Source organism: Parasphingorhabdus sp. (assembly GCF_036963805.1).
Taxonomy (GTDB): Bacteria; Pseudomonadota; Alphaproteobacteria; order Sphingomonadales; family Sphingomonadaceae; genus Parasphingorhabdus.
In genome coordinates this window covers 517,287-543,676 of the sequence record NZ_JBALUN010000001.1, presented here as the reverse complement: position 1 = coordinate 543,676, position 26,390 = coordinate 517,287, and the positions used below count along the sequence as shown (strand labels likewise).

The window sequence follows — 26,390 nt, the reverse complement described above, 5'->3', positions numbered from 1 at the left end:
AAACAATCCTAAACTCTGTTTTACCTAGCTGGCAAGCTGCGCGACAACAGCATCGCCAATTTCACGAGTGGTAGCGCTGCCGCCCAGGTCATGCCCTAATATGCCTTGCTGAAGCACATCTGCAACAGCCTGTTCAATGCGGACCGCTTCGCTCTCCATATCAAAACTATGACGCAACATCATAGCAACAGACAATATCATGGCAGAGGGGTTTGCAATCCCTTGCCCCGCAATATCGGGCGCACTACCATGGATAGGTTCATAGAGACCACGCGTTCCGGTACCCAGAGAAGCAGAAGCGAGCAACCCGATTGACCCCACACACATGCTGGCTTGATCGGATAATATATCACCGAAAATATTGCCGGTCAGTACGACATCAAACTGGCCCGGATTGCGTACCATCTGCATTGCGGCATTATCGACATACATGTGGCTCAGTTCGACATCGGGATATTCCGCCGCCACTTCATTCACAACTTCCCGCCACAATATGGAGGTTTGCAGAACATTGGCCTTATCCACCGAACAAAGCTTCTTCCGCCGACCCTGCGCTGCCTTAAACGCGACATGGGCAATACGGCCAATCTCTTCCTCGTCATAGGACATGACATCATAGCCTTCCCGCAACCCCGCATCGGTTGTGCGGCGACCTTTTTCGCCAAAATAAATATCTCCGGTCAATTCGCGCAGGATCAAAAGATCAATGGCCCCTGCAATATCGGGCTTCAGAGCCGAAAGGTTTTCCAGTCCTGCAAAGGCTTTGGCCGGACGCAAATTGGCAAATGTCTGCATTTCCTTGCGCAGTCCGAGCACAGCTTGTTCAGGACGCAAATGACGCTCGAGATTATCGCAATCAGGGTCTCCGACCGCGCCGAATAATACAGCGTCTGCAGCCATGACCAATTCCAGTGTCTCGGGCGGCAAAGGATGACCATGTTTTTTATACGCCACGCCGCCCACATCTGCATGATCCAAACGCAGGGTCGGCAATTGCAGTGCCTCCAATACGCGCAAGGCTTCCACCATGATTTCCTGACCAATACCGTCGCCGGCAAGCACCGCAATATGCATGTTATTTCCCTAGAGTTTATAGGTGACTTTCTGGCACTCCCTGCCGCGCCCGGATGAATTAGGCAACCACCCTTTTCAGACGGTCCACTAAAACCGTTCGTGCCGCCATGACGTCATTGCGACGATCTTCGAAAAAATGCCGCTTGAGGAAAAAGCCAGTCACCCTCAATCCGTCAAAAATATCATTCCATTCCGGGCTATCTGACACCTTCAAAAAGGCCGGTAGCGGCAAGAGCTTGTCTTTGTAGGCATATCCTGCACCAATGCTCACTGCCATAGCGCTTTTCGGACTGATATAGACCAAATCCTCCGTGCCGCCCGTCACTGCACATTCCTTGAGGGATAGCCCGAATCCCAATTCCGACAAAAGCAGCAATTCGTAACGCACCAGCGCCACCGCCCACCCCTTTGCCGAGGGCGCACTACATATTGCATCAAGCAAGGCGGATAACGCGCTATATAGCTGCGGATAGCTATGTTCTTCCGGCAGTGTGGCTGCGGTTAATGCAGTTACCCAGTCGAGCGCGGCACTTGCCAGCGGTTCGCCTAGATAAGGGCCACGGCTTTGCTGTAATTCCGCCGTCATAGAGGCCAACTGATCCTCCGTCCTTACCCGATAATCAGCCTGCACAATATTGGATGGAATAAGCACGGGCCGCATCGTGCGCGACCGTGCGCCCCGCACATAGCCAGCGATCAGACCATTTTCCGGGGTCAGCGCGCGCACAACCGCACCATGCTCGCCATGTGGGCGGACCGAACAGATAATTGCCAAGGTCCGCAGACTAGCCATGGAAATAATCATATACTTTCCGTGCTACCGTCGCCGAAACGCCAGGCGCGCCTTGCAAATCTTCGAGCGAGGCATTTTTCACGGCCCGCGCAGTACCAAAATGCAGCAGCATCGCTTTTTTGCGGGCCGGGCCTATACCCGGAACATCGTCCAGCGTACTGGTGCCTATGGCTTTACTTCGCTTCTGGCGATGTGCCCCGATAGCGAAGCGATGCGCTTCATCCCGCAAGCGTTGGAGATAGAATAGCACCGGACTGTTAATCGGCAGGTTGAGTTCGCGGCCATCCATGAAGTGGAATGTCTCTCGCCCGGCATTGCGGTCCGGCCCTTTGGAGACACCGATCATATTGACATCTTCAACACCTAATTCAGCGAGAGCATCCTTCGCCGCGCTCATCTGCCCCTTGCCGCCATCGATCAGCACCAGATCGGGCCATTCGCCTTTTTCCCGACCGGGATCTTCTTTTTGGGCGCGAGCAAATCGGCGTTCCAGCACCTCGCGCATCATCGCAAAATCATCGCCGGGTTTAGTTTCAGGGTTCTTGATATTGAATTTTCGATAAGCATTCTTACGGAAACCTTCGGGTCCGGCAACAACCATCCCGCCTACCATATGTGATCCTTGAATATGACTGTTATCGTATATTTCTATGCGATCTGGCACAGCCTCCAATTCCAGTAGTTCGACCATCTCCCGCATGATTTTGGCCTGTGTGGATGATTCTGCCAATCTGCGGTCGAGCGCCTCCTCCGCATTTCGGCTCGCCTGCTTGAGAAGTTTTAAACGGTCGCCGCGCTGGGGCTTTGACACGCTGACTTTATAATCTGAGCGCGTCCCCAAAGCCTCTGCCAATAAAGCCGCATCTGGCAATTCACGATCCAACAAAACCAGCTTAGGTGGCGGCATCGAGTCATAAAATTGCATCAGGAAGCTCGAGAAGACTTCTTCAATTTCGACATCCGTAGTGTGGGCCGGGAAAAAGCTGCGATGCCCCCAATTCTGGCCGCCGCGAATAAAAAAGGCTTGGATACAAACCGTTGACCCCTTGGCAGCCAGTCCGAATATATCCGCATCCGGCAACCCAGCGGCATTAACGGCCTGGCTGCCCTGAATGAAAGTCAAAGCCTTTAATCTGTCCCGACAGAGCGCCGCCGTTTCAAAATCCAGCGCTCCGGATGCCTTTTCCATCTGTCCGGCAAGCTTTTGTTGCACATCCGTCGATTTTCCGGAGAGAAAGTTACGCGAATCCTCAACCAGTTCAGCATAATCTTCTTTGGAAATCCGATCCACGCAAGGTGCCGAACATCGTTTGATTTGATAGAGGAGACAAGGCCTCGAACGATTTTTGAAGAAGCTGTCTGTACAAGACCGGAGTAGGAATAGCTTTTGCAAGGCGTTCAGCGTTTGATTGACCGAACCGGCACTGGCAAAGGGACCGAAATATTTACCCGTGGTCTTTTGCGCCCCGCGGTGCTTTTGAATACGCGGAAAATCATGATCTTCGCGCAATAATATGAAGGGGAAGCTTTTATCATCGCGTAACAAAACATTATAAGCGGGCCGGAATTTTTTAATCAGCTGCACTTCGAGAAGCAGCGCCTCGGCCTCGCTACCGGTCGTCACAATCGTCATCGACCGGGTTTGCGCGACCATCCTCAACAACCGGTGCGGTAGGCGGTTCATTTGAACGTAGGAACCGACACGGTTTTTCAACGACCGAGCTTTGCCGACATAAAGCACATCACCACGACTATCCTGCATCCTGTAGACACCGGGTCGGGTCGGCAATGTGTTTAATGTTTCGCGGATTGCAGCCATGCCCGCTTCAAGGTCAGGCGTCTCATTACCGCGCACGGTATAAGTGGCTTTATCCTCGTTAAAACGGTCGGGAGATTGCGGGCCTGACATAATATATATCTAAGCTCGGGCGCAGGTGATTACCAGCGCACAATCCTAGCCCGAATAGTTTAACTTAGTTGATGGTTGAACCTAGATCCGCGATATTCTGGTCAATCATCGCTTTATCCGCAGCCGCATCGTGCTTACCTGCGATCAGGTTCTGCGCAGCTAATGTCGCTGCTCCAGCGGCCTTGGCCCGCACCTCGGCAATGGCCGAGCGCTCAGCAGCAGAAATTTTGTCTTCAGCCATTTTTTTGCGACGCGCAATCAAGTCAGTCGTCGCCTGTTTAGCATCGGCAACGACCAGTTCCGCTTCTCTTTCAGCCTGCGCTAAAATTTCAGCCGCTTCATCATCTGCTGCCCGCAAACGAGATTCATATCTTGCGCGCAGCTCTTCGGATTCTTCCCGAAGCTTCTTTGCTTCATCCAATTGCTCACGAATGTTCGCAATTTTCCTGTCCAACGATCCGCCAATGGCAGCCGGAACTTTTTTCCAAAGTACCAGCGCTATAACAACCAGCATCGACAAAGAAACAAATACAGTCGCGTCCAGACCGAATACAGCCGGTGTTACATGCCCGTCTTCGGTATGGCCGGTTTCAAGACCTTCCACGCCAGTTACGGGCAAGCCTTCATTGTCCAGCGGTGTATCCAAGCGATGTTTAACCGTCTCAGATGCCGCATCCAGCTTCACTGTTAGCGGTTGTGCGTCTTGCTTCAGTTCATCAGCCATGTTTCAACGCTGCCTTTGTTTCTTTCAATGCTGCCGCTTTGGTCACTTTTGCTCCAGAGATTTTGGCAACTAGGTCTTGTGCGGCTTCGGCGGAAACGCTTTCAATTTCTTTCAATGCTTCCCCGGCTCGCGCTTTAATATCTGCTTCTGCCGTTGCCACTTTCGCAGCGATATCAGCGTTGGCTTTGGTTTTGCGCTTTTCGGCAGCCGCATTGGCTTTTGCTCTGCTGGCTTCAACCACGCCCTGCGCTTCACTACGGTCATTTTCCATTTTGACGCGGTAGCTTTCTTCCAGTTCATCGGCCGTCACGTTGGCGACACGCGCTGCTTCCAGATCGTCGGCAATCCTTTTATCCCGAGCAACAACAGTGCCCTGAATTTTAGGAAACATACCTAAACCGATGACAAAAAATGTGAACCCGAAAGTCAGCAAAAGCCAGAAAATCTGGGACGCATAGGTTGCGGCGATTTGATCTATTTGAGGCATCGAACCAAAGGCTCCAATATTTTGAAATAGCGGAGCAGCATGAAAGCCGCTCCGCCGATTTCATATCATTTATTAGGCAACGAAAATCAGGATCATTGCGACAACGAATGCCAGCAGTCCTAAAAGTTCAGCTGCGGCGAAGCCGATGAACAGACGGCCTTGTTGGCCATCCGCTGCTGATGGATTACGCAATGCGCTTTCCAAAAAGCTACCGAATACGTTACCCACACCTACGGCAGCTACACCAGCGCCAATTGCTGCCAGACCTGCGCCCAATAATTTTGCTGCTTCTGCGTCCATGATAGTTACTCCTGTTCAAAAAATATCGTTTGGAAAATTAGTCTTGTTTCAAATTAATGCAGGTTCACCGCATCATTGATGTAAAGCGATGTCAGCAATGCAAACACATAGGCTTGCACAACCGCCACCAGCAATTCGAGGGCACTGATACCGATCATCAGCGCAAAGCTTGGTAATCCTACTAATACACCGAAACCGGCACCAGCATTCGCGCTATTGATAACAAAGCCAGCGAGAACTTTCAGCAGGATATGTCCCGCTGTCATCGCAACAAACAAACGTAGCGCGAGACTGAATGGACGGACGAGGAAGGATAGCAATTCCACCACAAAGATGAAGGGGATCATCGGGATTGGCGTGCCGTCGGGAATGAACAGCGAGAAGAAATGCAGTTTATGCTTGGCAAAGCCGACAATCAGAACGATCGCGAAGCTGATAATCGCCAAAACACCGGTCACCGTCAGATGACTCGTTACAGTAAAAGGATGCAATCCCAGTACGCCAACTGGCAAAAGCCCGAGAACGTTGGAGAAAAGAATGAACATGAAAAGCGAAAAGACATAAGGCGCATATTTTTTACCCGCGGGGCCAATATTCGCGTCCATCATATCGTCGATAAAGCCGGTAAAGCCTTCGACCATCATCTGCCAACGACCCGGAACTAGCTCCCGTTTCATACCGCCGCGCATGAACACGAATAATACGACAACCGCCAGCCCCATCCAGACAGCACTATTGGTCAAAGCGATCTGATGACCACCTAATGAAAAGCCTTCAAAAATCGTCTGCACCTCAAATTGGTGCATTGGATCAATTTTACCTTCTGCAGCTGCCACTCAATGGACCCCATTTATTCAAACGGTACGCAAAATCACTTAATTCTTTTTCGCGCTCTCGTTTGAGAGTTTAATAATATTTCTGAACGCTACGATGATCCCCAAAAACAGGAATATCAAAAGAAGCCAAGGCGCGGTTCCGATAAAATGGTCCAGCACCCAGCCAACCAATGCACCACCACCAATGCCTGCAATCAAATCTGCCAATACCCGATTTCCGAGCCGATAATTATTATCGACCCCTTTCTGGGTTTTGCCTGATCTGACCGCCTCTTCCGATTGCGCCTGATCGATCCGCTTCTTAAGCGCCTCTATCTTAGCATCATCGTCCATCAGATTTAACGAACCTTCTCTCTGTCGTGATTCTTTGAAAAACTATAGAAAATCAGCCAAAAAGCCGATTAACCTGGTTCTACTCACGACAGCGAGCAGTCCCGCTAACCGCGCCCGTTTAGAAAAGCGGATGCGCCAAGTCAACCGCCATACTGCGGCGCAGAAAATTCGGAGAAATATCAGCGATTTGAAACGAAAAAGGGCGCGCTGGTATTGGCAGCGCGCCCTTTGTCAAAACTTTGTTTCAATTTGGCCTTATGGGCAGCGCGAATCACGTATTGGCTCAACAGATGTTCTTGTCTGCCAGCTTCCGTCGGGTGCTTGGTATTTTTCTCCCGCAACCGTGCGGTTAATCAGGTTGCAGCCCGAAGTGAAAGCAAATTGCTCAACCGTCGAATTGGTTTCCTGTGCCTTGCGAGTATAGGCCGCCTTCCGCTTAATATTCAAATCTTCGACCAGCGCTTTCACCGAAGCCGATGGAGCTTTGACATAGCCCAGATAGCCGTCCGGCTTTTCACCAATGGCTCCCGAAGAACGCGCGGATTCATAGGCGGGATCGCGCTGGGCCATCACCGGCGTTGCTACAATTGCGGTCAAAGCCAATGTGCCCACGATGGCAATCGCTTTATTCTTCCGTATAAACTCAAACATCAGAAAATCTCCGCTTCACTATTAATTAAATCTTTCGCGTCGCCATTCAACCGATAGACGACTTCCTGTTTTATATTGATATTAAGGTTAATCACGATGGGTTTATCGGGTGCAGAAACCTGCACACAACCTGCCAGAATGGCACTTAGCCCCAATGCGACCCCCAATATCAATCCGGTTGTCTTTCTGTTCTTCATGTTTGTCCGAATCGCATTATCCAAACGATACGTCAATTCGCTTATCCTATGGTTCATTATCGCTTTCCCGTGGCTGAACAGATGATTCAGAATTTTTCTGCAATGCTTTAACGGCTTCCGTAGCCCGTTCTTCCTGCGCCCTTAGTAGAGCCGGTAAATTCCGACCAACAAGCAATTCCGGTTCATAAAAAGCCTTTGCACTGCTTAACAATTGCATGAAAGGCGCTTGAATGCGGACATTAAATTCCAGTGGAATCTTAGCGATTTGCTTCGTAATGAAATTTTTACTTGCGCTGTCCCCTTGCTGAAGACCTGCAAATTTCACTTCTGTTATGATTTCACCATCAATCGCGCCGTCCATTCCAATGGTCAGTTGCTGATATTTTATCGATTTCAAAGCGTTGAAAGCAAAATTCGCAAACGTTCCCATATCCTCGTAAGTTAATTCGCCAATATAGGCGAGTGTCCCGCCCCCTTTGCGGGCAACGAGATAGCCACCAGCAATGCGGCCTCCGTCCTGATCGAAGATCATTGGTAACTTGCCGTCGAAAACTCCTGTTGCGCTCAAATTCTCGAAATCAAATTGATTCAAAAACTGCGCCGCATCCACGCCGACAACCGTGAATTCCAACCGTCGTGCAACATCTTCGCCAAGATCCAAAATTGTAGGCTCAAGATAGAGCATGCCGCCAGCAAAGGGCCACTGGCCGCCCTCCACCTGCATCTTATAGTCCGGTAGCAGACGATAGAATAGCTGACCGTTAAAGACCGCTACGCCGGGATTAACCTCTGCCATGTTAACCGACTGACTGGGCTCCGTAACCAGACCGAGTAAATCAGAAAATTTTATTTCGCCCGAAAGCCCCGTTACCGGACCAAAGGCCGCCGCCAAATTGACAGAATCGGTGCGGAAGATACCCGTGCTTCGAATACCGTTACCTTTATTATCCCAATTTATTTGCCCATGTCCGGTCACAATACCATCGACATTGGCAATAATACCCAAGGTTAATGGTGTCAGCAATTCCGGTTGTAGATTTTTATCAAAACTAATCCCACCGACATCCAAAAGCGCCTGACCAACGCTATTATCCAGCGAATGGACAATATTGATCTTTGCGACCTGACGTAATGTTGTCGGTTCGTGCAGCATGCCATCGGCGAGAATCTTGCCATTTGCGAATTTCAGCTTCACGTCATCGCTTATCAAAGGCCGGAACCGTTCAACCTGATTTTCATCACGGACCTGCAGCTTCGCATCAGCCAAAAATTCACCGCCAATATAGCGCCAGTCGCCCTCGATATTTTCCATCAACAGCGGTACATTGGCTATCTGTCCATTAGCACCAGAGATTTTGCCCGAAATATTGCGGCCAAATACCGCACTAAACCGCGCCGCGTCAAACTTTGTCATGCTGTCCAAAGTACCCATACGAAGCGATATATTTTGCGCTGTAATCCCTTTTGTGATCGAAAAACCGAGTGCGCCACTAGACAAAGAGAGCGGCGTTCCGCCCATCGTGCCTTTTAAATTAAAAGAGGGTGCAAGTGCCGCAATATTAACGCCGGACCCATTGCTCGAAACCATAGCCCTGCCTCCATCCGGACAGAGGCGCGCGGTAGTAGGACCAGCAATGAAAGAGGCGGCGCGCAAACTGGCAAATTGCAGATCAACGCATTTTCGAAATAGGGCAAAGCCATTTTGACCAAATTGACCGCTGATGGGTATTTGAAGCCCGGTGAGTTGACCATCCGCGAGTGGGCCAGACAGAATCACACGACCGTCAATGTTCGTCCCTCCTCCCGAAGCAGGCGAGAAACGGAGACCGGGAATATTTAGCTTTGCACTACCGGACTGATAAGTTGCCATGTTTATATTACCGGAAAAGCCATGCGATAAGCTGCCGTCATTTAAATCTATTCTCGCCTGCGGAAACTCTCCACCGCTTAACATGAAGCCGCCTTCGGCAAGCATTTTTACGTCTTTGTCCGAAAATGTCAGTAAAATGGGATCATCGAGCGCAATCCGCCCACCTGATCGAGAGAACGCATGAAAAGCGTTGATTGCTAATTTCGTACCCATAGCGCCCATATCAAAGCGGAAATCACTCGATAAATCGAGCGCACTGCCCGCCTGCTGCACCGCCCCGGCTAGTTTTCGGGCAATCGGACCGATGGGCGTCCCATCGGTCGACTGTGCCAAAGCTGATGTCTGAATAAGCATGCTATTTGAAATTTGCGCCGAACGAATTTCAGCCTGTCCATTAAACCGCGCAGTTACCGGATCATCACCATAGCCGATTTGGAATGGACCTATAATAGTTCCAGTCTTGGCGTTGCCATATGGTGAGTTTAACCGGCCGAGCATAAGATCAATATCGCCGCTGCTGCGTTTTAGATCACCGGTGAATGCAACGGCCGATTTTATTTCTTTTGCTTGATATTCGGAATAACGCAACGCCCCGGTCGATATACCGGCATCGCCTGACCAACTCGTAAAATCCTTCCCCAAAATAACCGCAAGCTGAACACCAATATCCTGTGCCGCGAAATCAAAATAGGGGCATTTGGCAGACTTGAGCCGAAGCGGTCCCTCTAATGCGAGTTTACGGTCTTTAATCGCCACCTTACCGAAATAGCTCGGATCGGACATCCGGCAGCCACCTAAATTTAACTTCTTACTGAGCGCGGCGAGTTCTCCTTTAAATCCATCGTGCAAATTACCTTGGCCGTTAAGAGCAAGTCCGATCGCACCGAAATCAGTGTCGATCCGCAACTTCGCTTTTTCCACGACCAAAGAAATATCCGGCAACGCCAAAGGGCTATCATCTTCCGGATCGGAAAATTTATCGAGTGCACCAAAAGACAGCTTCCCGTCCTTCAGTCGGCCGAAAACTTTCACACCGCGTGCAAAAACCCAATTTATTCCGGCGCCGTCCGTGTTCAGGCTATTGCCAATTTCTACCAGATCTGCGGTTAAATCAGGCGCACTGGGATCACCGATGACCAGATTGCGTATAATTTGTTTACGAAAACCGATGTCTTCAATATCGTAGCTCGCCTCTATCCCCAATTTATCGAGTTCAGAGCGGACAAAATTATCCGCGATGATGATACGGCTGAACCAGAGTATGATAAAACCGGCGAGCAATAAAAACAGGATCAGATAAATGAATAGCCGTGGCCGCATTCGGCTGCCTGATCGGCCTTGATCTGTTTCTTCCTCCATTCCTGCTGAAATGCAGAAGTCTACCTTAAGTTGCAATGTACAAGTGTAGGGATCGCATAGTTTTTACTCTATTTGTTTGAAATTGGACATATTCGGCCAATCTCGGATGTAGACCGGCTTTCTCATCCCATTTTTCAACGGACAGGTTATGATTTGAGAATGTCGCAACTGGAAAACGTCAAACAAAACCATGAGAATTCAAAAGCCCATCATGGAGCGGGCCATCGCTCACGCTTACGGGAACGTCTTCTTGACGGTGGAAGCAATGCGCTATTGGATCATGAGCTTGTTGAATTTCTGCTCACCATGGCCATCCCGCGGCGGGACATGAAGCCTCTAGCCAAAAACCTTATCGACACATTTGGAAGCCTGTCTGCCCTGCTGACCGCCGATGGGGATTCGATCAAACAAGTACCCGGCATGGGGGAGACGAGCACCGCTGCGATTAAGATTGTTCATGCTGCCGCACTCAGATTAATTTCTGAACCGGTTCGTGAGCAGCCCATCTTGACCAGCTGGCAGGCACTTCTAGACTATTTGCGCGCCGATATGGCGCATCTGCTCAACGAACGGGTTCGAGTCTTGCATCTCAACAGCAAAAACCGGCTGATCCGCGATGAATTGGTGAGTGAAGGATCGATCGACCAGGCCGCCATTTATACCCGCGAAGTGATTAAGCGTGCTTTGGAATTGGGATCAGCCGCCATTATATTAGTGCACAACCATCCCAGCGGCGACAGTGCGCCTAGTCGACAAGATATAGCCATCACCAAAGATATTTGCGATGCCGGTCGCAGGCTGGGCATTGCGGTGCATGACCACATCATAATCGGCAAGGACGGCCATACGTCCTTCCGGTCGCAGGGGCTGATTTAAGCACCTCATCAATAAAGAAACATCGGCATGCCTTCAATCTGCACAAGATTAGCGCGATATTGGCGCGCATCATAAAGGCCTGATACGTTGACGCCTTTGGTGCCGCCCAGCAACGTATCAATGGGCACCACTCCATAATTGCCATCGGTAAGGCAAACCATGTTCGATGTGCGACCTTCCTCAATTAATTGTACGGCTAGCGCGCCAAAGGCAAAGCCAACCATCCGGTCCATCGCGTCCGGCTCCCCGGCACGCATTAAATAGGCAAGCTCCTGCACAATCGTGCGTTCCGGTGAACGGGCCTCTATTTCCCGCGCCAGTTGCGTGCCAATATTGACGCCCGCGCGATTCGTATTCGATTTGCTAAGATCGCTATCATCGGAATCACTGCCAGCCAGTTTTGCTCCTTCAGACACTAAACAAATAGCATAGCCTTCTGGATTCGTAGCCTTGTCGTCCAGCAACAGAGGGAGAAGCACATCCATATCTGCAGGAACCTCAGCAATGACTGTGCGATCTGCTTGTGACAGAAACCCGGAGAGCAACGCAGTCTCACCTGATCTGCGCCCAAATAGTTCTATCACTGCGATCCTTTCATGGCTGGCCACAGTGGTGCGCAGCGCATTAATAGCCGCCACCGATCGAGTGACGGCGGTGGAAAACCCGATACAATAATCCGTCCCGAAAACGTCATTGTCCATCGTCTTGGGAATCGAAATAACATTGCGGCCCAAACTAGCCAGATGGGCTGAGAACCGAAGCGTACCATCGCCGCCCATGATGATCAGCGCATCGATTTTCAGCGCGTCTAAAATATCGAGAACCTTTTGCGTTTGATCACCATCAGCAGTCACACGCGGGTCACAGCGCGAACTGTGCAAGATTGTGCCGCCCTGCCGATCAATGCCCCGCACGCTATTTTTGTCGAGGACCATTGCGCCTTGCTCAAGTGACTGCGGATCGGCTGGATCGATTTCCAGCACCCCTTCCCATCCTCGGCGCAAGCCGATAACTTCCCATCCTCGCTGCAAGGCCGACATAGTTATCGAGCGAATACAGGGGTTAAGGCCGGGAACGTCACCGCCGCCGGTCAATACTGCTAAACGCATATCAGTCTCCTCACTTGTCAAACCGCCTGTGTTCGACCCATCATATCCCAGATTGCCGACTCCTCAACATGATGCTAGCGGGGCGGCAAATCTGCATCGGCTCTAATGACCGTTCTAACCAGCTTTATGATAATCAAGGAAAGAAAAAATGATCCCGCGCTATTCCCGTCCCGAAATGGTTGCCCTCTGGGAACCTGAATCCAAATTCCAAATCTGGTTCGAGATAGAGGCGCACGCGACCGACGCATTGGCGGAACTGGGCGTAGTCCCCAAGAAAGCGGCCGAAGCAATTTGGGCCAAGGGTAAATTTGATGTCGCACGGATTGATGAAATCGAACGTGAAGTAAAACATGATGTTATCGCCTTCCTGACCAATGTCGCCGAAAATGTCGGCGATGAAGCACGCTTCATGCATCAAGGCATGACATCAAGCGATGTGCTCGACACCTGCGTTGCGGTCCAGCTAACACGTGCTTCCGATATATTGCTCGACGATATCGACAAGCTTCTCGCGGCCATAAAAACACGCGCCTATGAACATAAAATGACCCCCACCATCGGCCGTAGCCATGGTATTCATGGTGAGCCCGTAACCTTTGGAATGAAACTGGCACAGGCCTATGCTGAATTCGAACGGAACCGCGAACGACTAGTGCTGGCGCGCAAGGAAATTGCGACCTGCGCGATATCCGGCGCAGTGGGTACATTTGCGAATATCGATCCAAAGGTGGAAGCCCATGTGGCAAAAAAAATGGGCCTCGAAATAGAGCCCGTCTCGACCCAGGTTATTCCCCGCGACCGACATGCACAGTTTTTTGCAACATTGGCCGTCATCGCTTCATCCGTCGAACGTGTTGCGGTCGAAATCCGTCATTTGCAGCGCACCGAAGTTCTGGAAGCCGAGGAATATTTTTCTCCCGGCCAGAAAGGCTCCAGCGCGATGCCGCATAAGCGCAATCCTATTCTGACAGAAAATCTAACCGGCCTTGCCCGTATGGTACGCAGCTATGCCCTGCCCGCGATGGAAAATGTTGCCCTGTGGCACGAGCGGGATATTTCGCACAGTTCTGTGGAACGGATGATCGGTCCTGATGCGACTATCACTCTCGACTTTGCACTTTCTCGCCTCACCGGCGTGATCGAAAAGCTACTGATCTATCCAGAGCGTATGCAAAAGAATCTCGACCGGATGGGCGGCCTTGTTCATTCGCAGCGTGTCCTGTTGGCGCTAACCCAAGCAGGCATTAGCCGCGAAGACAGCTATCGTATCGTTCAGCGCAACGCGATGAAGGTCTGGGAATCCGACGGCGAAGTTGCTCTGCTTGATCTGCTAAAAGCAGACCCTGATGTCACTGCAAAGCTTTCTAACGAAGAACTGGAAGAACGCTTTAACCTCGATTATCATTTCAAACATATCGACACAATTTTTGCCCGCGTCTTTGGCGACTGAAAACTTTAACGGGGCGAAGCATCCGGCTTTGCCCCAAATATCGTATCAAGTCTGGTCACTGATCAAATTTGCGCGTAATACACAAATAAATACGCAAATAAGGGTCTGATATGCAGTTTATAAAAACGCTTTTCTGGGTGATATTGGCGGTCATTTTGGTCGTATTTTCGGTCAATAACTGGTCGCCGACATCAGTGCTAATCTGGGAAAATATTCGCATTGATACCAAATTGCCCGTTCTCGTCATTGGCGCATTTTTATTGGGCTTCGTCCCCCTTTGGTTGATCCATCGGGCGTCAAAATGGCGTTTCAGTCGCCGTATCAAGACATTGGAAGCGGCAGTCAATCCTGCACCGACGACGACGACAGGCAATACCGTATCATCGACCTCGCCTGCCCCATCAAGAAAATCGGATGAGGCTCCTCTGGATTTGCGCAAAGAGCAAGTTACCGAACCAGCGCCAGCGGTGTCACCAATTGCCCCAACTACGGCGAAAACCGACAAGGCAACGGGCATATGAGCAATCCGATATTTGTTGCGATTGATACCCCTGTTCTTGACGACGCGATCACGCTGGCCGAATCAATTAAGGGCCATGTTGGCGGTTTGAAACTGGGCCTCGAGTTCTTTTGCGCCAATGGACATCACGGCGTCCATGAAATCCAGAAAGTCGGTCTGCCCATTTTTCTAGATCTGAAACTGCACGACATCCCCAATACTGTGGCCAAAGCAATGCAGGCTATTAATGTCCTGGAGCCGGCGATTGTCACTATACACGCCTCTGGTGGGCGCGCGATGATGGAGGATGCGAAAGCAGCCGCCGGAAGCAGTACCAAAGTGGTTGGCGTGACCCTGCTAACCTCACTTGATGAGCGCGATATGGCAAGAATCGGCTATAGTGGCAGCCCGCATGACCAGGTTGAGCGGCTGGCCAATCTAGCTGGCGAAGCTGGTTTGGATGGTATTGTTTGTTCCGGCAATGAAGTTGCGGCAGCTCGCAAGCTTTGGAAAAGCGGCTATTTCATCGTCCCGGGATTACGCCCTGCCAATGGCAAGGCCGCTGATCAGAAGCGTACCGTTACCCCTCGTGCAGCGCGCGATAATGGCGCGAGTGTTTTGGTAATCGGTCGGCCTATTACTGCAGCGGAAGATCCCAATGCAGCGGCGCGAGCGATTGAGGCGACGCTTTAACAAACTTGAACGACAACGTTTTTAGTGGCTTGAGGCGGGTTCAGGATGACGCGCGCCGATAAGTGCGATATGGCCGGACCAATGAAAACCCAAATCAAAATATGTGGACTGTCGTCCCAAGCTAGCATCAGCGCCGCCGCTAAAGCAGGCGCAAATTATATCGGCCTTGTGCATTTTGAAAAAAGCCCTCGGCACGTTACGATTGAGCAGGCAGTGACGCTAAAACAAGCGGTTCCTGATTCCGTCAAAACGGTTTTATTACTGGTAAACGCGGACGCAAAAACCACCGGACAAGCGATCAATATCTTACGCCCCGATGTGATCCAATTTCACGGAAGCGAAACTCCGGAATGGATAAAACTGGTCCGTGATCAAGGCGGCATAGAGGTGTGGAAAGCCCTAGGCGTAAGAGACAAGATGACATTGGCGAAAAGCAATCGCTTTGAAGGCGTAGTGGATCGCTTATTGTTCGATGCACCGGCAAAAGCATTGCCCGGAGGCACCGGAACCAGTTTTGATTGGACCCTATTTGATGGGTATGAACACCGGATTCCATGGGGACTCGCGGGTGGTCTGGGCATCCATAATGTCAGAGACGCTATAAAAAGCCTCACGCCCCAGCTAGTAGATGTTTCTTCCGGTGTCGAATCATCTCCCGGAGTCAAAGATGTAGACAAGATCGCCGCCTTTTGCCAAGCGGTGCGCGACGCATAAACATAGCTGCGCTGACCCTCTCACGCGAAAATAATAGATTGAACCGATGACAAACTCTAATCCCAACAGCTTCCGCAACCAACCTGATGATCGTGGTCATTTTGGCCAATTTGGCGGACGCTATGTCGCTGAAACGCTGATGCCGTTGATCCTTGATCTGGAAAAACATTATCGTGCAGCGCAGGCAGATCCGGCTTTTGCGGAAGAATTTGACGATCTGTTAGAACATTATGTGGGGCGTCCTAGCCCGCTTTATTATGCCGAGCGCCTGACCGAGAAAGTTCGGAAGGATGCGCCGGAAGGAAAAGGCGCGCAAATCTGGTTCAAACGGGATGAGTTAAACCATACCGGCGCGCACAAGATCAATAATTGTATCGGTCAGATATTGCTCGCCATACGCATGGGTAAAACTCGCATCATCGCCGAAACGGGAGCTGGTCAGCACGGCGTCGCAACCGCAACGGTTTGCGCGCGTTTTGGCTTACCCTGTGTAATCTATATGGGTGCAACGGATGTCGAGCGGCAAAAACCCAATCTGTTCCGGATGAAATTGCTCGGCGCCGAAGTGGTGCCAGTTACTAGCGGCGCAGCTACACTCAAAGATGCAATGAACGATGCGATGCGCGACTGGGTCGCCAATGTGGACGATACATTTTATATTATCGGTACCGCCGCTGGTCCCCATCCCTATCCCGAAATGGTTCGCGATTTTCAAAGCGTGATCGGCAAAGAGGCCCGCGAGCAAATGCTGAGCCGTGTCGGCCGCCTGCCTGATTTACTCGTTGCGGCCATTGGCGGGGGTTCCAATGCTATTGGCCTGTTTCATCCGTTTCTTGACGATCCCGGTGTTGAGATGCTTGGCATCGAAGCGGCCGGACATGGGTTGGACAAGCAACATGCAGCATCCTTAGCCGGCGGCAGGCCGGGCATATTGCATGGCAATAAAACCTATTTGCTGCAAGATGAAGATGGCCAGATTGATGAAGCCCATTCGATCAGCGCCGGTCTCGATTATCCCGGCATTGGTCCGGAACATAGCTGGCTGAAAGAATCCGGCCGGGTGCGCTATGACAGCGCCACCGATACGGAAGCGCTCGACGCTTTCCAACTGCTGTGCAGCACCGAGGGTATTATTCCTGCGCTGGAACCCTCCCACGCCATCGCCGCCATCGCACGCGAAGCCGTGAAAATGGACAAGGACCAGATCATTCTTGCCAATTTGTGTGGGCGCGGGGACAAAGATATATTCACGGTCGCTGAGGCGTTAGGGACGAAAATATGACCCGTTTATCCGGAGCTTTCCCAAGCGACCGCGCTGCGCTGATCGCATTTGTCACCGCCGGCGATCCGACGGCAGCCGATACTGCGGCGATTCTTGACGCGCTCGTTGAAGGCGGCGCGGATATTATCGAACTCGGGATGCCGTTTACCGATCCGATGGCGGACGGTCCGGTCATTCAGGCCGCCAATATCCGCAGTTTGAGCGCTGGCACGAAAACCGCTGATATATTTAGCATTGCGACTGATTTTCGTAAGCGGCATCCGACTGTGCCGCTGGTGCTGATGGGATACGCCAATCCAATGACAACCCGCGGTGCCGACTGGTTTGCCGATGCTTGCGCCAACGCGGGCGTCGACGGAGTGATCTGCGTCGATATTCCTGTCGAGGAAGACGATAGCCTAGGGGATTCATTGCGCGCTAAAAATATAGCGGTCATTCGCCTCGCAACGCCAACAACAGACGCGAAACGGTTACCCGAAATTCTGAACAATGCCTCCGGCTTCCTATATTATGTCTCGGTCGCAGGCATCACCGGCCTGCAACAAGCGGCGCAGGCGAGTATCGAAGAGGCTGTGACACGTTTGAAGGCAGGAACCGATTTGCCCGTCGCGGTCGGCTTTGGTGTACGTACACCTGCACAGGCGGCTGATATCGCCCGTGTTGCGGACGGCGTGGTGGTTGGTTCAGCCATTGTCGAAATCATCGGGAAACACGGCGCTGATGCAGCACCGCTTGTGAAAGACTATGTAAAATCGCTTTCTGATGCTATCAGAAATGCACGTTAAAAATTTAGGGAATTGACGCATGTCTTGGCTCACCAACGTCCGTAAAAAGATCGCCTCGATCGCCAAAAAAGAGACACCGGACAACCTCTGGCACAAATGCAAAAAATGCGAAGCCATGGTTTTCCTCAAGGAATATGAGGATAACATGCATATCTGCCCTAAATGCGAACATCATGGCCGCATTGGGCCGATGATCCGTTTCGCTCAGATTATGGATGAGAATAGCTGGAAGATTATTCCCTTTGCTACGGTACAGGAAGACCCGCTGAAATTCAAAGATCAGAAGAAATATTCGGATCGCCTCAAAGCCGCGCGTACCAAGACCGGAGAACAGGACGCACTAATCACCGTCACTGGAACAATTGAAAATCTCCCTTGTGTGGTCGCCGTTCAGGACTTTGCATTCATGGGTGGCTCCATGGGCCTCGCCGTGGGCCAAGCTTTTGTAGATGGTGCAAACCGAGCCTTGCAGGATCAATGCCCCTATATTATTTTCACCGCCGCTGGCGGAGCGCGGATGCAGGAAGGCATTTTGTCGCTGATGCAGATGCCCAGAACCACAGTGGCAATTTCAATGCTGCGAGAGGCGGGATTGCCCTTCATCGTTGTGTTGACCGATCCAACCACGGGCGGTGTAACCGCAAGCTACGCGATGCTCGGCGACATCCAGATATCAGAGCCTGGTGCGATGATCGGTTTTGCTGGACAGCGCGTGATTGAAAACACCATCCGCGAAAAATTGCCCGAGGGTTTCCAGACAGCGGAATATCTGCTGGAACATGGCATGATCGACATGGTGGTGCATCGCAAGGAATTGCGCGCACAATTGGCACAGATCATGGGCTATCTCATGGCTTGGAAAACTGCGGCTTAAACTAGCCGTACCCTTTATGGCAGACGGTGCACGCTCCGACCATCCGGCGGTTCAGAAACAGCTCGACCGGCTTTCGCTGCTATCCCCGGGGCGCGATGTGCTGGGGCTGGAGCGGATCAGCGCAGTCATGAAACGACTGGGCAACCCGCATCTAAAACTGCCACCGGTTTTTCATGTCGCGGGCACCAATGGGAAAGGATCAACTTGCGCCTATATACGAGCGGCGATCGAGGCAGAAGGCTTGAAAGCCCATGTTTATACCAGCCCCCATCTGGTACGCTTCAATGAACGGATCAGAATAGCCGGATCGTTGATCGAAGATGAATATCTGGCTAAACTACTGGCCCGCGTACTTGACCGCAGCGAAGATATAAATCCCAGTTTCTTTGAAGCCACGACAGCCGCCGCGATGCTCGCATTTGCCGAGACACCTGCTGATGCTTGTATATTAGAAGTTGGCCTGGGCGGCCGGTTGGACGCCACGAATATTGTGCCAAAGCCAGCAGCGACCGGAATAGCCGCGCTGGGCATTGATCATGAAGCCTTTTTGCTATCGCCTGAAGATGGCGTGCCTACTGATCCGATGGTCCGTATTGCGTGGGAGAAGGCCGGTATAGCAAAATCAGGCACGCCATTGCTGACCCAGAAATATCGTGAAGATATGAATAAGGCAATTTCGGATCATGCTGCATCCACTCACGCGCGATATTTGCCGCGCGGTGAGAATTGGGATGCAGCTATATATGAAGACCAACTTCATTACCGCGATGATTTCGGAAAATTAACGCTGCCCCTGCCCGCCCTTCCCGGCGCGCATCAGGCGGATAATGCTGCCTTAGCCATTGCCATACTGCGCCATCAGGATGCTGTAAAAATATCCGAAGCCGCCTATCGTGCCGCTATGGGTTGGGCAAAATGGCCCGCACGATTGCAAAAACTTTCTTTCGGGTCGCTGCACGAATTGCTGCCTGAGAAAACAGTATTATGGCTCGATGGGGGACATAATGTAAATGCGGGAGAAGCTCTGGCAGCCCATTTTCACAGCTATCCGAACCGGTCCATCCATCTAGTCATCGGCATGCTCGCCAACAAAGATTCCGATGCAATCGTCAGACCGCTCCAAGCGAAAATCGCTAGCATCACAGTCGTGCCCGTCGAGGGTCATCTCGCGCACGGCATCAATGATTTTGCCAACATCAATGTGGCCATCGCCGAGGCCTCCGATATTACGAAAGCGTTGCAAAACATCTCTGCGCAGAAACCGCAAACCGTGCTTGTCGCCGGTTCGCTGTATCTGGCCGGTTCGGTGTTAAACGCTAATCAGCAAGTGCTAGATTAGTCTGGGTTCTTAGCCCCATCCTCTGCCGTATGTTCCGTCCCAGCGGTGCCCAAAGACCGGTCGACCAATCCCGAGCGGATCATTAGCCAAAACATGATAACACCAGGCAAAGCAGCCAGTGTCGTCAACAGGTAGAAATTAACATAACCCATTGCCTCAATCAGCGACCCTGCGGTAGTTCCGGTCAGGAAACGACCCAAGATACTCGCCGCCGCGGATAGCAGGGCAAATTGCGTGGCCGTGAAGCTCAAATTACATAACGCAGACAGATAAGCGACGACGGCAACGCCGCCGATACCACTCGCGAAATTCTCAAAACCAATGGCCCCTGCCATCGCCCAATTATTATGGCCGCTGGCAGCAAGACCCGCAAATGAGAGATTACTCACCGCCATCAACACAAGACTGAGCATGACCGCCTTTTTCATACCAAGGCGGGAATAAACGATGCCCCCCACAAATATGCCGACCAGAAAAGCAATGAATCCTAGACTGACGTCGTAAAATGCGATCTCGTCATTGGTAAATCCAAGGTCTTCAAACAATAGTCGGAAGGTCAAATTGGCTAACGTGTCGCCAATCTTGTGAACAAGCACGAAAAGTAAAACAACGGGCGCACCTGAGCGTTTAAAAAATTCTACAAGCGGGCTAGCATATGCGATCGCGGCTTGAACGGGGCCTTTCAGCGGTTGTGGTTCCTGACGCCGGCTCGGCTCGCGCATGACCAAACCCGTAAAAACAGCGAACAAAGCAAACAGCGAACAGACATAATAAGCGATGGACCAGTTGCTGCGGGCAGCGATAACCAATGCCACTGCCCCTGCTGAAGCTGCGCCGATACGCCAGCCATATTGGGACATGCCGGACCCAACGCCCAATTGCTCGGGTTCCAGCAATTCGATCCGATACGCGTCAATAACAACATCAAATGTGGCACCTGCAATACCGACCATGATCGCAGCGACTGCAACCGTGACAATATCAGCTGAAGGATCCAGAGATCCCAGATAAATAATAGCCGCCATTGCCATTGCAGCAGTCAGGATCAACCATGATAGACGTTGCCCCATGCGGCCAATTATAGGCAGCTTTACGACGTCTATAATGGGTGCCCATAACCATTTGAAATTATATGCCAAAAATGTGAGCGCAAAGGCCGTAACGGTGGACTTTTCAATCCCTGCTTGAGCGAGCCGGGTGGTAAGCGTCGCAGCGATCATTGTCAGCGGTAAAGCGGAAGAAATGCCCAAGAAAAAAGCCGCGAGCGGAGCCGCTTCACTGTAAGGCCTGACACCTGCTGGTAATTTCCCACGCCATCCGGTGTCTGCTATCTGTCCACTCACGCTACTATCTCCCACGAACTGAGGGAAACACTAGCGGCAAATGGTTTGAAAGCTAGCCGGATTTTTCAGATGCCCCTAAATTTCGAGCAGCTTGGCGCCTATAATCTTTCCTGCGCCTGGTCGCTGTACGATAATCGCATATTTATCAGCGCCGGATATATTCAGGTCTTCGCCAGTTAGAGTGATGCGTGCCGAATTTCCATCCCAACTGCCAAGATTTCGCTCGGCTTTGACAACATTGGTATAATGCAACTTCCGTCCGCCATTTTCGCCGCGACCGACACTGACGTTTTCAGACGAACTCAATGCCAAAAGGGAAATACCAGCCATATAGCGGGACTTACCCGTAATGTTTACAGCGACGGTGCCGTTCGAAGTGCGTTGCGCCTCGATAATCGGACCATCATTAGTTTTCGCTAGCCGGACCAGCGATCTGATATCGCCTTCCCGTGATCCAACAGCACCGCCGCCGCCATTGACCACCATCTGCGGTGTATAAACCCCCGAACCGGTATTACCCTTGGCGGCATAGTTGCGCTGCAACCTGGTATTATCTTCCCGCGCGAGCGTGTCTTTCCAACCGAGCCGGTCCCAATACGTAACAGGCCGCGTAATCACCAGCAGGGAGCTATCTTTTGCTAGTCGGGAAGCTAGCATATCTGCGGGGGGACAGGATGAGCACCCCTGACTGGTGAAAAGTTCGACAACGACCGGATTAGGGGAAACCGTTTCATTGCCAAAAATTTGCGGCGGTGAAGCTATTTGCGCGGGCACATCGCTTGATGTCTGGGCCACTTGAACACCCATAAAGCCTGCAAATGCTGCTGCAGCAACCATTGCCGACAATATTATATGACGCATCATGACACCTTCCGAATAAGCAACTATCCAGCCATTCGTCTGCACCATCCGACAGGTTACAGATTGCGGCAAAGTTTATTTTCCGCCATGCAAAAAACCATGACCGATAAAGAATCAGGTAAACTGTACAAAGCAACACCCACGCGCGGTGCAAAGCAAGAACCCGCCCGGGCCAAACCGCCAGAAGCGCATAACCGTGAGGGGCAGCGCATTGCCAAATTACTGGCGCGTGCCGGCGTCGCATCACGGCGCGAAATTGAACGTATGATTAGCGAGGAACGGATCGCGCTAAACGGTGTTACCGTTGACCATCCATCACTGCTGCTCAAAAATCTGACCGGCATCACCGTTGATGGCCAAGCTGTATCCGAACCATCGCCCGCCAAACTATTTCGTTTTCACAAACCAAATGGCTATTTGACAGCAGAACGCGACCCCGCTGGTCGCAAGACGATTTATGATGTGATACCGGACGATATGGAACGCGTCATGCCGATCGGTCGTCTGGATCTAAACACTGAAGGCTTGCTGTTGATGACCACCGATGGTGAGTTTAAGCGCGAGATGGAGCTACCAAAGACCGGTGTCGAGCGGACCTATCGCGCACGAACCTTCGGCGACATTACCCAAAACCAGCTGGAAGAGCTCTACCGCGGAATCACAGTAGAAGGCATGCATTACGGCCCGATTGAAGCAAATCTGGAGCGGCGCACCGGGCGTAACCAATGGATAGAGATGACCCTGACCGAAGGTAAAAACCGGGAGGTTCGCCGTGTACTAGAACACTTGGGCCTTAAAGTATCCCGCCTGATCCGCACCCGCTATGGTCCATTCGTGCTGGGAGATCTCGCGAAAGGTGAAATCGAAGCCGTTCGCCAACACGATCTGGTCGCGTTCCGGAAAAAGCTGATCTAATGCGGATAATCGCTGGAAAATGGCGCGGTCGGAAAATTATTGCACCCAAAGGCGAAACCACTCGTCCCACCGCTGACCGTACACGCGAGAGACTTTTCTCCATGCTCACCAGCCGATTGGGCGATTTTGCGGATTTGCAAGTCCTTGACCTGTTTTCCGGTTCCGGTGCGCTTGGGCTGGAAGCATTGTCGCGCGGTGCAGCCCATTGCACTTTTGTCGAGCAGGACCGCGAGGCGCTCAAAGCTTTGGAAAAAAATATCGCCACACTCAGCGCCGATGCAGATGTCCGCATTGGTTCGGTTCTGGCCCTTGGTGCGGCGCGGAAACCTTATGACCTTATCCTGATGGACCCTCCTTATGAAACGGGGGCCGGTGCCGTGGCTTTATCCAAATTGGGCCGCCACGGATGGTTCGCGCCCTCCAGCTGGATTGCTATAGAAACCTCTCGCAACGAAGAGGTCAGCGTCAAAGGTTTTGAATTGGAAAGCCAGCGCAACAGCGGCAAGGCGAGACTACATATCCTGCGCCCCGCCTGAACATTATATCAGCTATTAGCGGTTATATAGGCCTTTGCCGTCACATTCTGATCAGCTTGCGACTGCGTATAAGCGGCTGTTGTAGCCATTAATGCGGTTGCGATAATCGCGCTAAATACCAAACGTTTGCTCATTTTAAGCTCCGAACTATGGAATAATTTCAAACTTAAACTGCATATGGTGCACTGCAACATAAAATGCAAGCTGTACTTTGGGTCAGATCGATAAATATTGCATGATATAGCCCTTGCCGCCGCCGCCGATGTTCCCTAACTGTTCACCTGTGACCGAACCCATTAATATACCTGCGGAAAATGATCCGCCTTATGTCCGCGGCCTTAATGCGCCACAACGCGATGCTGTTCTGACCACCGAAGGACCCGTGCTCGTTCTTGCCGGTGCCGGCACTGGCAAAACCGCTGCCCTCACCCGGCGGCTGGCGCATCTAGTCTATTCACGCAAAGCGTGGCCGTCGGAAATTCTGGCCGTGACCTTCACCAACAAGGCCGCGCGGGAGATGAAGGAACGGATCGGAACGATTGTAGGTGATGCCGTAGAGGGCATGCCATGGCTCGGTACCTTTCACAGCATCGGTTCAAAAATGCTGCGCCGCCATGCTGAACTGGTTGGACTGCAAAGCAATTTCACTATCCTGGATACGGATGACCAACTGCGCCTGCTCAAACAGCTGATTCAGGCTGCGGAACTAGACGAAAAGCGCTGGCCCGCAAGGATGCTTGCCGGACTGATTGACCAATGGAAAAATCGCGGCCTGAACCCCGCTGATCTCGATGCCAATGAGAATGAACGCTATGCCAATGGACGCGGACAGGAATTTTACGCCGCCTATCAGGCCCGGCTAAAGGTGCTTAATGCCTGCGACTTTGGCGACCTGCTATTGCATATCCTCAACCTGTTGAAGACCAACCGCGAAATTTTGAAGCTGTACCAAGAACGCTTCAAATATATCCTTGTTGACGAATATCAGGATACCAATAGCAGCCAGTATCTCTGGCTGCGGTTACTCGCGCAGGAACGCAAAAATATCTGCTGTGTCGGCGATGATGATCAGTCCATCTACAGCTGGCGCGGGGCAGAAGTCGCCAATATCCTGCGTTTCGAAAAAGACTTTCCCGATGCGAAAGTGGTCAAGCTGGAACAAAATTATCGCTCCACGCCCCATATTCTGGCCGCCGCATCGGGGTTGATCGCCCATAATAGCGGCCGTCTTGGCAAGACCCTTTGGACCGAAGAAAAAGATGGTGATAAGGTGCAAGTCACTGGCGTCTGGGACGGCCCCGAAGAAGCGCGGCGCACGGGGGAGGAGATGGAAAGCCTGCAAAACAAGGGCGTTTCCCTCAACGACATGGCAATCCTTGTCCGCGCGCAATTTCAGACGCGCGAATTTGAGGACCGGTTTATCTCTATCGGCATGCCGTACAAGATTATCGGCGGTTTTCGTTTCTACGAGCGCGCGGAAATCCGCGATGCCCTCGCCTATCTCCGGGTAATTGCGCAACCCGCCGATGACCTTGCCTTTGAACGGATAGTCAATGTACCGAAGCGCGGCCTTGGGGATAAAACTGTGGAAAAAGTCCACCGGTTGGCCCGGGCACAAGGGATACCGCTCGCCGCAGCAGCGCTGAGCATTTGCGATACGGACGAATTGCCCGCACGGGCCAGAACAACGCTGTCGAACCTTATGCGCAATTTCACGCGATGGCGAACCGATGCTAATGAAATGGCCCATGCCGAATTGGCGCGGATCGTGCTCGATGAATGCGGCTATACCGCCATGTTGCAGGCAGACCGCACACCGGAAGCTGCTGGACGGCTCGAAAATCTGACCGAGCTAACACGCGCGATGGAAGAATATGAAACATTGGGCGACTTCCTCGAACATGTGTCATTAGTAATGGACAATGAGGCAGCGAGCGATGAGGCAAAGGTCACAATCATAACCATGCACGGTGCCAAGGGTCTGGAATATGACTATGTTTTTTGCGCTGGATGGGAGGAAGGCGTCTTCCCGTCCCAGCGCAGCCTTGACGAAGGCGGGATTGCATCGCTGGAAGAAGAACGCCGCCTCGCCTATGTCGCGATCACCCGGGCAAAGAAGAAATGCACCATCTTCCACGCTGCCAATCGGCGCATTTATGGTCAGTGGACCAGCTCCATCCCTTCCCGCTTCATTGGCGAATTGCCCAAGGAACATGTTGAAGAAGAATCCAGCATGATGGGAGGCGAAAGCCTGTGGCGCGCAAATTGGTCAGAACGTGCCGATCCCTTTGCAGATAGTGCACGCGGATCGAGCCGCGGGCCGGGATGGAAACGCGCACGCAATACGGGCAGCTTCGACAGCACGCCCAAAAATATCAAGGAAGCGCGCCGCAGTGCGGTCTCCCTTGGCAATAAGGGCCGCGATGATGTCAGCGTCGGCATGCGCGTCTTCCACACCAAATTCGGTTATGGCAAGGTGATGGAAAAAGAAGGCAATAAGCTGGAAATCGAGTTTGAAAAAAGCGGACAGAAGCGCGTGCTCGACAGTTTTGTGGAAGTGGCTTGATATCCTTTAAACCCG

Annotated in this window: 27 protein-coding genes; 12 read left to right on the top strand and 15 right to left on the bottom strand. The window is 51.8% G+C overall.

The genetic code is table 11. The features are described from left to right. Positions 1 to 24: 24 nt before the first annotated feature. The 11 genes from leuB to V7676_RS02645 all read right to left on the bottom strand — a co-directional run bounded on the left by leuB (position 25) and on the right by V7676_RS02645 (position 10,494). Positions 25 to 1,074 carry a 3-isopropylmalate dehydrogenase gene (leuB, locus tag V7676_RS02695; protein ID WP_335658119.1) on the bottom strand — a complete coding sequence of 350 codons (1,050 nt, stop codon included), beginning with the start codon at positions 1,072 to 1,074 and terminating at the stop codon, positions 25 to 27. Between the two features lie 58 nt (positions 1,075 to 1,132). Further along, positions 1,133 to 1,867, bottom strand: coding sequence for a DNA repair protein RecO (gene recO, locus V7676_RS02690; RefSeq protein ID WP_335658886.1), 735 nt, complete (start codon positions 1,865 to 1,867; stop codon positions 1,133 to 1,135). Then, complete coding sequence (gene uvrC, locus V7676_RS02685; protein ID WP_335658118.1) at positions 1,860 to 3,776, bottom strand: excinuclease ABC subunit UvrC; 1,917 nt, start codon at positions 3,774 to 3,776, stop codon at positions 1,860 to 1,862. Before uvrC ends, recO begins: the two co-directional genes overlap by 8 nt. Positions 3,777 to 3,840: 64 nt before the next feature. Then, the gene (locus V7676_RS02680; RefSeq protein ID WP_335658117.1) at positions 3,841 to 4,500 is read right to left on the bottom strand and encodes a F0F1 ATP synthase subunit B family protein; all 660 of its coding nucleotides are present in this window, start codon (positions 4,498 to 4,500) and stop codon (positions 3,841 to 3,843) included. Further along, entirely contained in the window at positions 4,493 to 4,987 is a 495-nt protein-coding gene (locus V7676_RS02675; protein ID WP_335658116.1) for a F0F1 ATP synthase subunit B family protein, read from the bottom strand. The genes V7676_RS02680 and V7676_RS02675 overlap by 8 nt, the downstream gene beginning before the upstream one ends. A 72-nt stretch (positions 4,988 to 5,059) precedes the next feature. Further along, complete coding sequence (locus tag V7676_RS02670) at positions 5,060 to 5,287, bottom strand: F0F1 ATP synthase subunit C (protein ID WP_108809819.1); 228 nt, start codon at positions 5,285 to 5,287, stop codon at positions 5,060 to 5,062. Between the two features lie 53 nt (positions 5,288 to 5,340). After that, on the bottom strand, positions 5,341 to 6,123 hold the full coding sequence (locus V7676_RS02665; RefSeq protein ID WP_335658115.1) for a F0F1 ATP synthase subunit A: 783 nt from the start codon (positions 6,121 to 6,123) through the stop codon (positions 5,341 to 5,343). 39 nt (positions 6,124 to 6,162) lie between these two features. Then, positions 6,163 to 6,456, bottom strand: coding sequence for an AtpZ/AtpI family protein (locus tag V7676_RS02660; protein ID WP_335658114.1), 294 nt, complete (start codon positions 6,454 to 6,456; stop codon positions 6,163 to 6,165). A gap of 255 nt (positions 6,457 to 6,711) precedes the next feature. Beyond that, positions 6,712 to 7,107, bottom strand: a complete 396-nt coding sequence (locus V7676_RS02655; protein ID WP_335658113.1) for a YdbL family protein — start codon at positions 7,105 to 7,107, stop codon at positions 6,712 to 6,714. Further along, positions 7,107 to 7,304: a YnbE family lipoprotein gene (locus tag V7676_RS02650; RefSeq protein WP_335658112.1), complete on the bottom strand. Its 198-nt coding sequence runs from the start codon at positions 7,302 to 7,304 to the stop codon at positions 7,107 to 7,109. The genes V7676_RS02655 and V7676_RS02650 overlap by 1 nt, the downstream gene beginning before the upstream one ends. 46 nt (positions 7,305 to 7,350) lie before the next feature. Further along, on the bottom strand, positions 7,351 to 10,494 hold the full coding sequence (locus tag V7676_RS02645; protein WP_335658111.1) for an intermembrane phospholipid transport protein YdbH family protein: 3,144 nt from the start codon (positions 10,492 to 10,494) through the stop codon (positions 7,351 to 7,353). Positions 10,495 to 10,692: 198 nt separating this feature from the next. On the opposite strand from V7676_RS02645, the gene radC reads away from it, so the two are divergent. Next, positions 10,693 to 11,409, top strand: coding sequence for a RadC family protein (gene radC, locus V7676_RS02640; protein ID WP_335658110.1), 717 nt, complete (start codon positions 10,693 to 10,695; stop codon positions 11,407 to 11,409). A gap of 8 nt (positions 11,410 to 11,417) precedes the next feature. On the opposite strand, the gene V7676_RS02635 is transcribed toward radC, so the two are convergent. Further along, the gene (locus V7676_RS02635) at positions 11,418 to 12,518 is read right to left on the bottom strand and encodes a 6-phosphofructokinase (protein ID WP_335658109.1); all 1,101 of its coding nucleotides are present in this window, start codon (positions 12,516 to 12,518) and stop codon (positions 11,418 to 11,420) included. A 148-nt stretch (positions 12,519 to 12,666) separates the two neighbouring features. Here V7676_RS02635 and purB point away from each other — a divergent pair, with 148 nt between their 5' ends. From purB to V7676_RS02595, 8 genes are all read left to right on the top strand, one after another. Beyond that, the gene (gene purB / locus V7676_RS02630; RefSeq protein WP_335658108.1) at positions 12,667 to 13,968 is read left to right on the top strand and encodes an adenylosuccinate lyase; all 1,302 of its coding nucleotides are present in this window, start codon (positions 12,667 to 12,669) and stop codon (positions 13,966 to 13,968) included. A 110-nt stretch (positions 13,969 to 14,078) separates the two neighbouring features. Next, positions 14,079 to 14,489 (top strand): hypothetical protein, encoded by a 411-nt coding sequence (locus V7676_RS02625; protein WP_335658107.1) that lies wholly within the window; start codon positions 14,079 to 14,081, stop codon positions 14,487 to 14,489. Beyond that, entirely contained in the window at positions 14,486 to 15,160 is a 675-nt protein-coding gene (gene pyrF / locus V7676_RS02620) for an orotidine-5'-phosphate decarboxylase (protein ID WP_335658106.1), read from the top strand. Before V7676_RS02625 ends, pyrF begins: the two co-directional genes overlap by 4 nt. Before the next feature lie 45 nt (positions 15,161 to 15,205). Beyond that, positions 15,206 to 15,874: a phosphoribosylanthranilate isomerase gene (locus tag V7676_RS02615; protein ID WP_335658105.1), complete on the top strand. Its 669-nt coding sequence runs from the start codon at positions 15,206 to 15,208 to the stop codon at positions 15,872 to 15,874. Between the two features lie 46 nt (positions 15,875 to 15,920). Continuing rightward, positions 15,921 to 17,156: a tryptophan synthase subunit beta gene (trpB, locus tag V7676_RS02610; protein WP_335658104.1), complete on the top strand. Its 1,236-nt coding sequence runs from the start codon at positions 15,921 to 15,923 to the stop codon at positions 17,154 to 17,156. Further along, positions 17,153 to 17,941, top strand: a complete 789-nt coding sequence (gene trpA, locus V7676_RS02605) for a tryptophan synthase subunit alpha (RefSeq protein ID WP_335658103.1) — start codon at positions 17,153 to 17,155, stop codon at positions 17,939 to 17,941. The genes trpB and trpA overlap by 4 nt, the downstream gene beginning before the upstream one ends. Before the next feature lie 19 nt (positions 17,942 to 17,960). Continuing rightward, entirely contained in the window at positions 17,961 to 18,815 is an 855-nt protein-coding gene (gene accD, locus V7676_RS02600) for an acetyl-CoA carboxylase, carboxyltransferase subunit beta (RefSeq protein WP_335658102.1), read from the top strand. A 16-nt stretch (positions 18,816 to 18,831) separates the two neighbouring features. Next, complete coding sequence (locus tag V7676_RS02595) at positions 18,832 to 20,154, top strand: bifunctional folylpolyglutamate synthase/dihydrofolate synthase (RefSeq protein ID WP_335658101.1); 1,323 nt, start codon at positions 18,832 to 18,834, stop codon at positions 20,152 to 20,154. Here V7676_RS02595 and V7676_RS02590 read toward each other — a convergent pair. Together V7676_RS02590 and V7676_RS02585 are read right to left on the bottom strand one after the other, a co-directional pair. Further along, complete coding sequence (locus tag V7676_RS02590) at positions 20,151 to 21,497, bottom strand: AmpG family muropeptide MFS transporter (protein WP_335658100.1); 1,347 nt, start codon at positions 21,495 to 21,497, stop codon at positions 20,151 to 20,153. The genes V7676_RS02595 and V7676_RS02590 overlap by 4 nt on opposite strands. 75 nt (positions 21,498 to 21,572) lie before the next feature. After that, the gene (locus V7676_RS02585; protein ID WP_335658099.1) at positions 21,573 to 22,361 is read right to left on the bottom strand and encodes a DUF1223 domain-containing protein; all 789 of its coding nucleotides are present in this window, start codon (positions 22,359 to 22,361) and stop codon (positions 21,573 to 21,575) included. Positions 22,362 to 22,457: 96 nt separating this feature from the next. Between V7676_RS02585 and V7676_RS02580 the strand changes: the two genes are divergently transcribed. Both V7676_RS02580 and rsmD read left to right on the top strand, forming a co-directional pair. Then, positions 22,458 to 23,273: a pseudouridine synthase gene (locus tag V7676_RS02580; protein ID WP_335658098.1), complete on the top strand. Its 816-nt coding sequence runs from the start codon at positions 22,458 to 22,460 to the stop codon at positions 23,271 to 23,273. After that, positions 23,273 to 23,809, top strand: coding sequence for a 16S rRNA (guanine(966)-N(2))-methyltransferase RsmD (gene rsmD, locus V7676_RS02575; protein WP_335658097.1), 537 nt, complete (start codon positions 23,273 to 23,275; stop codon positions 23,807 to 23,809). The genes V7676_RS02580 and rsmD overlap by 1 nt, the downstream gene beginning before the upstream one ends. 8 nt (positions 23,810 to 23,817) lie before the next feature. Here rsmD and V7676_RS02570 read toward each other — a convergent pair whose 3' ends face one another. Then, positions 23,818 to 23,943 (bottom strand): hypothetical protein, encoded by a 126-nt coding sequence (locus V7676_RS02570; RefSeq protein ID WP_335658096.1) that lies wholly within the window; start codon positions 23,941 to 23,943, stop codon positions 23,818 to 23,820. A 128-nt stretch (positions 23,944 to 24,071) separates the two neighbouring features. Between V7676_RS02570 and V7676_RS02565 the strand changes: the two genes are divergently transcribed. Next, complete coding sequence (locus V7676_RS02565; protein WP_335658095.1) at positions 24,072 to 26,375, top strand: ATP-dependent helicase; 2,304 nt, start codon at positions 24,072 to 24,074, stop codon at positions 26,373 to 26,375. The last annotated feature ends 15 nt before the right edge of the window (positions 26,376 to 26,390 follow it).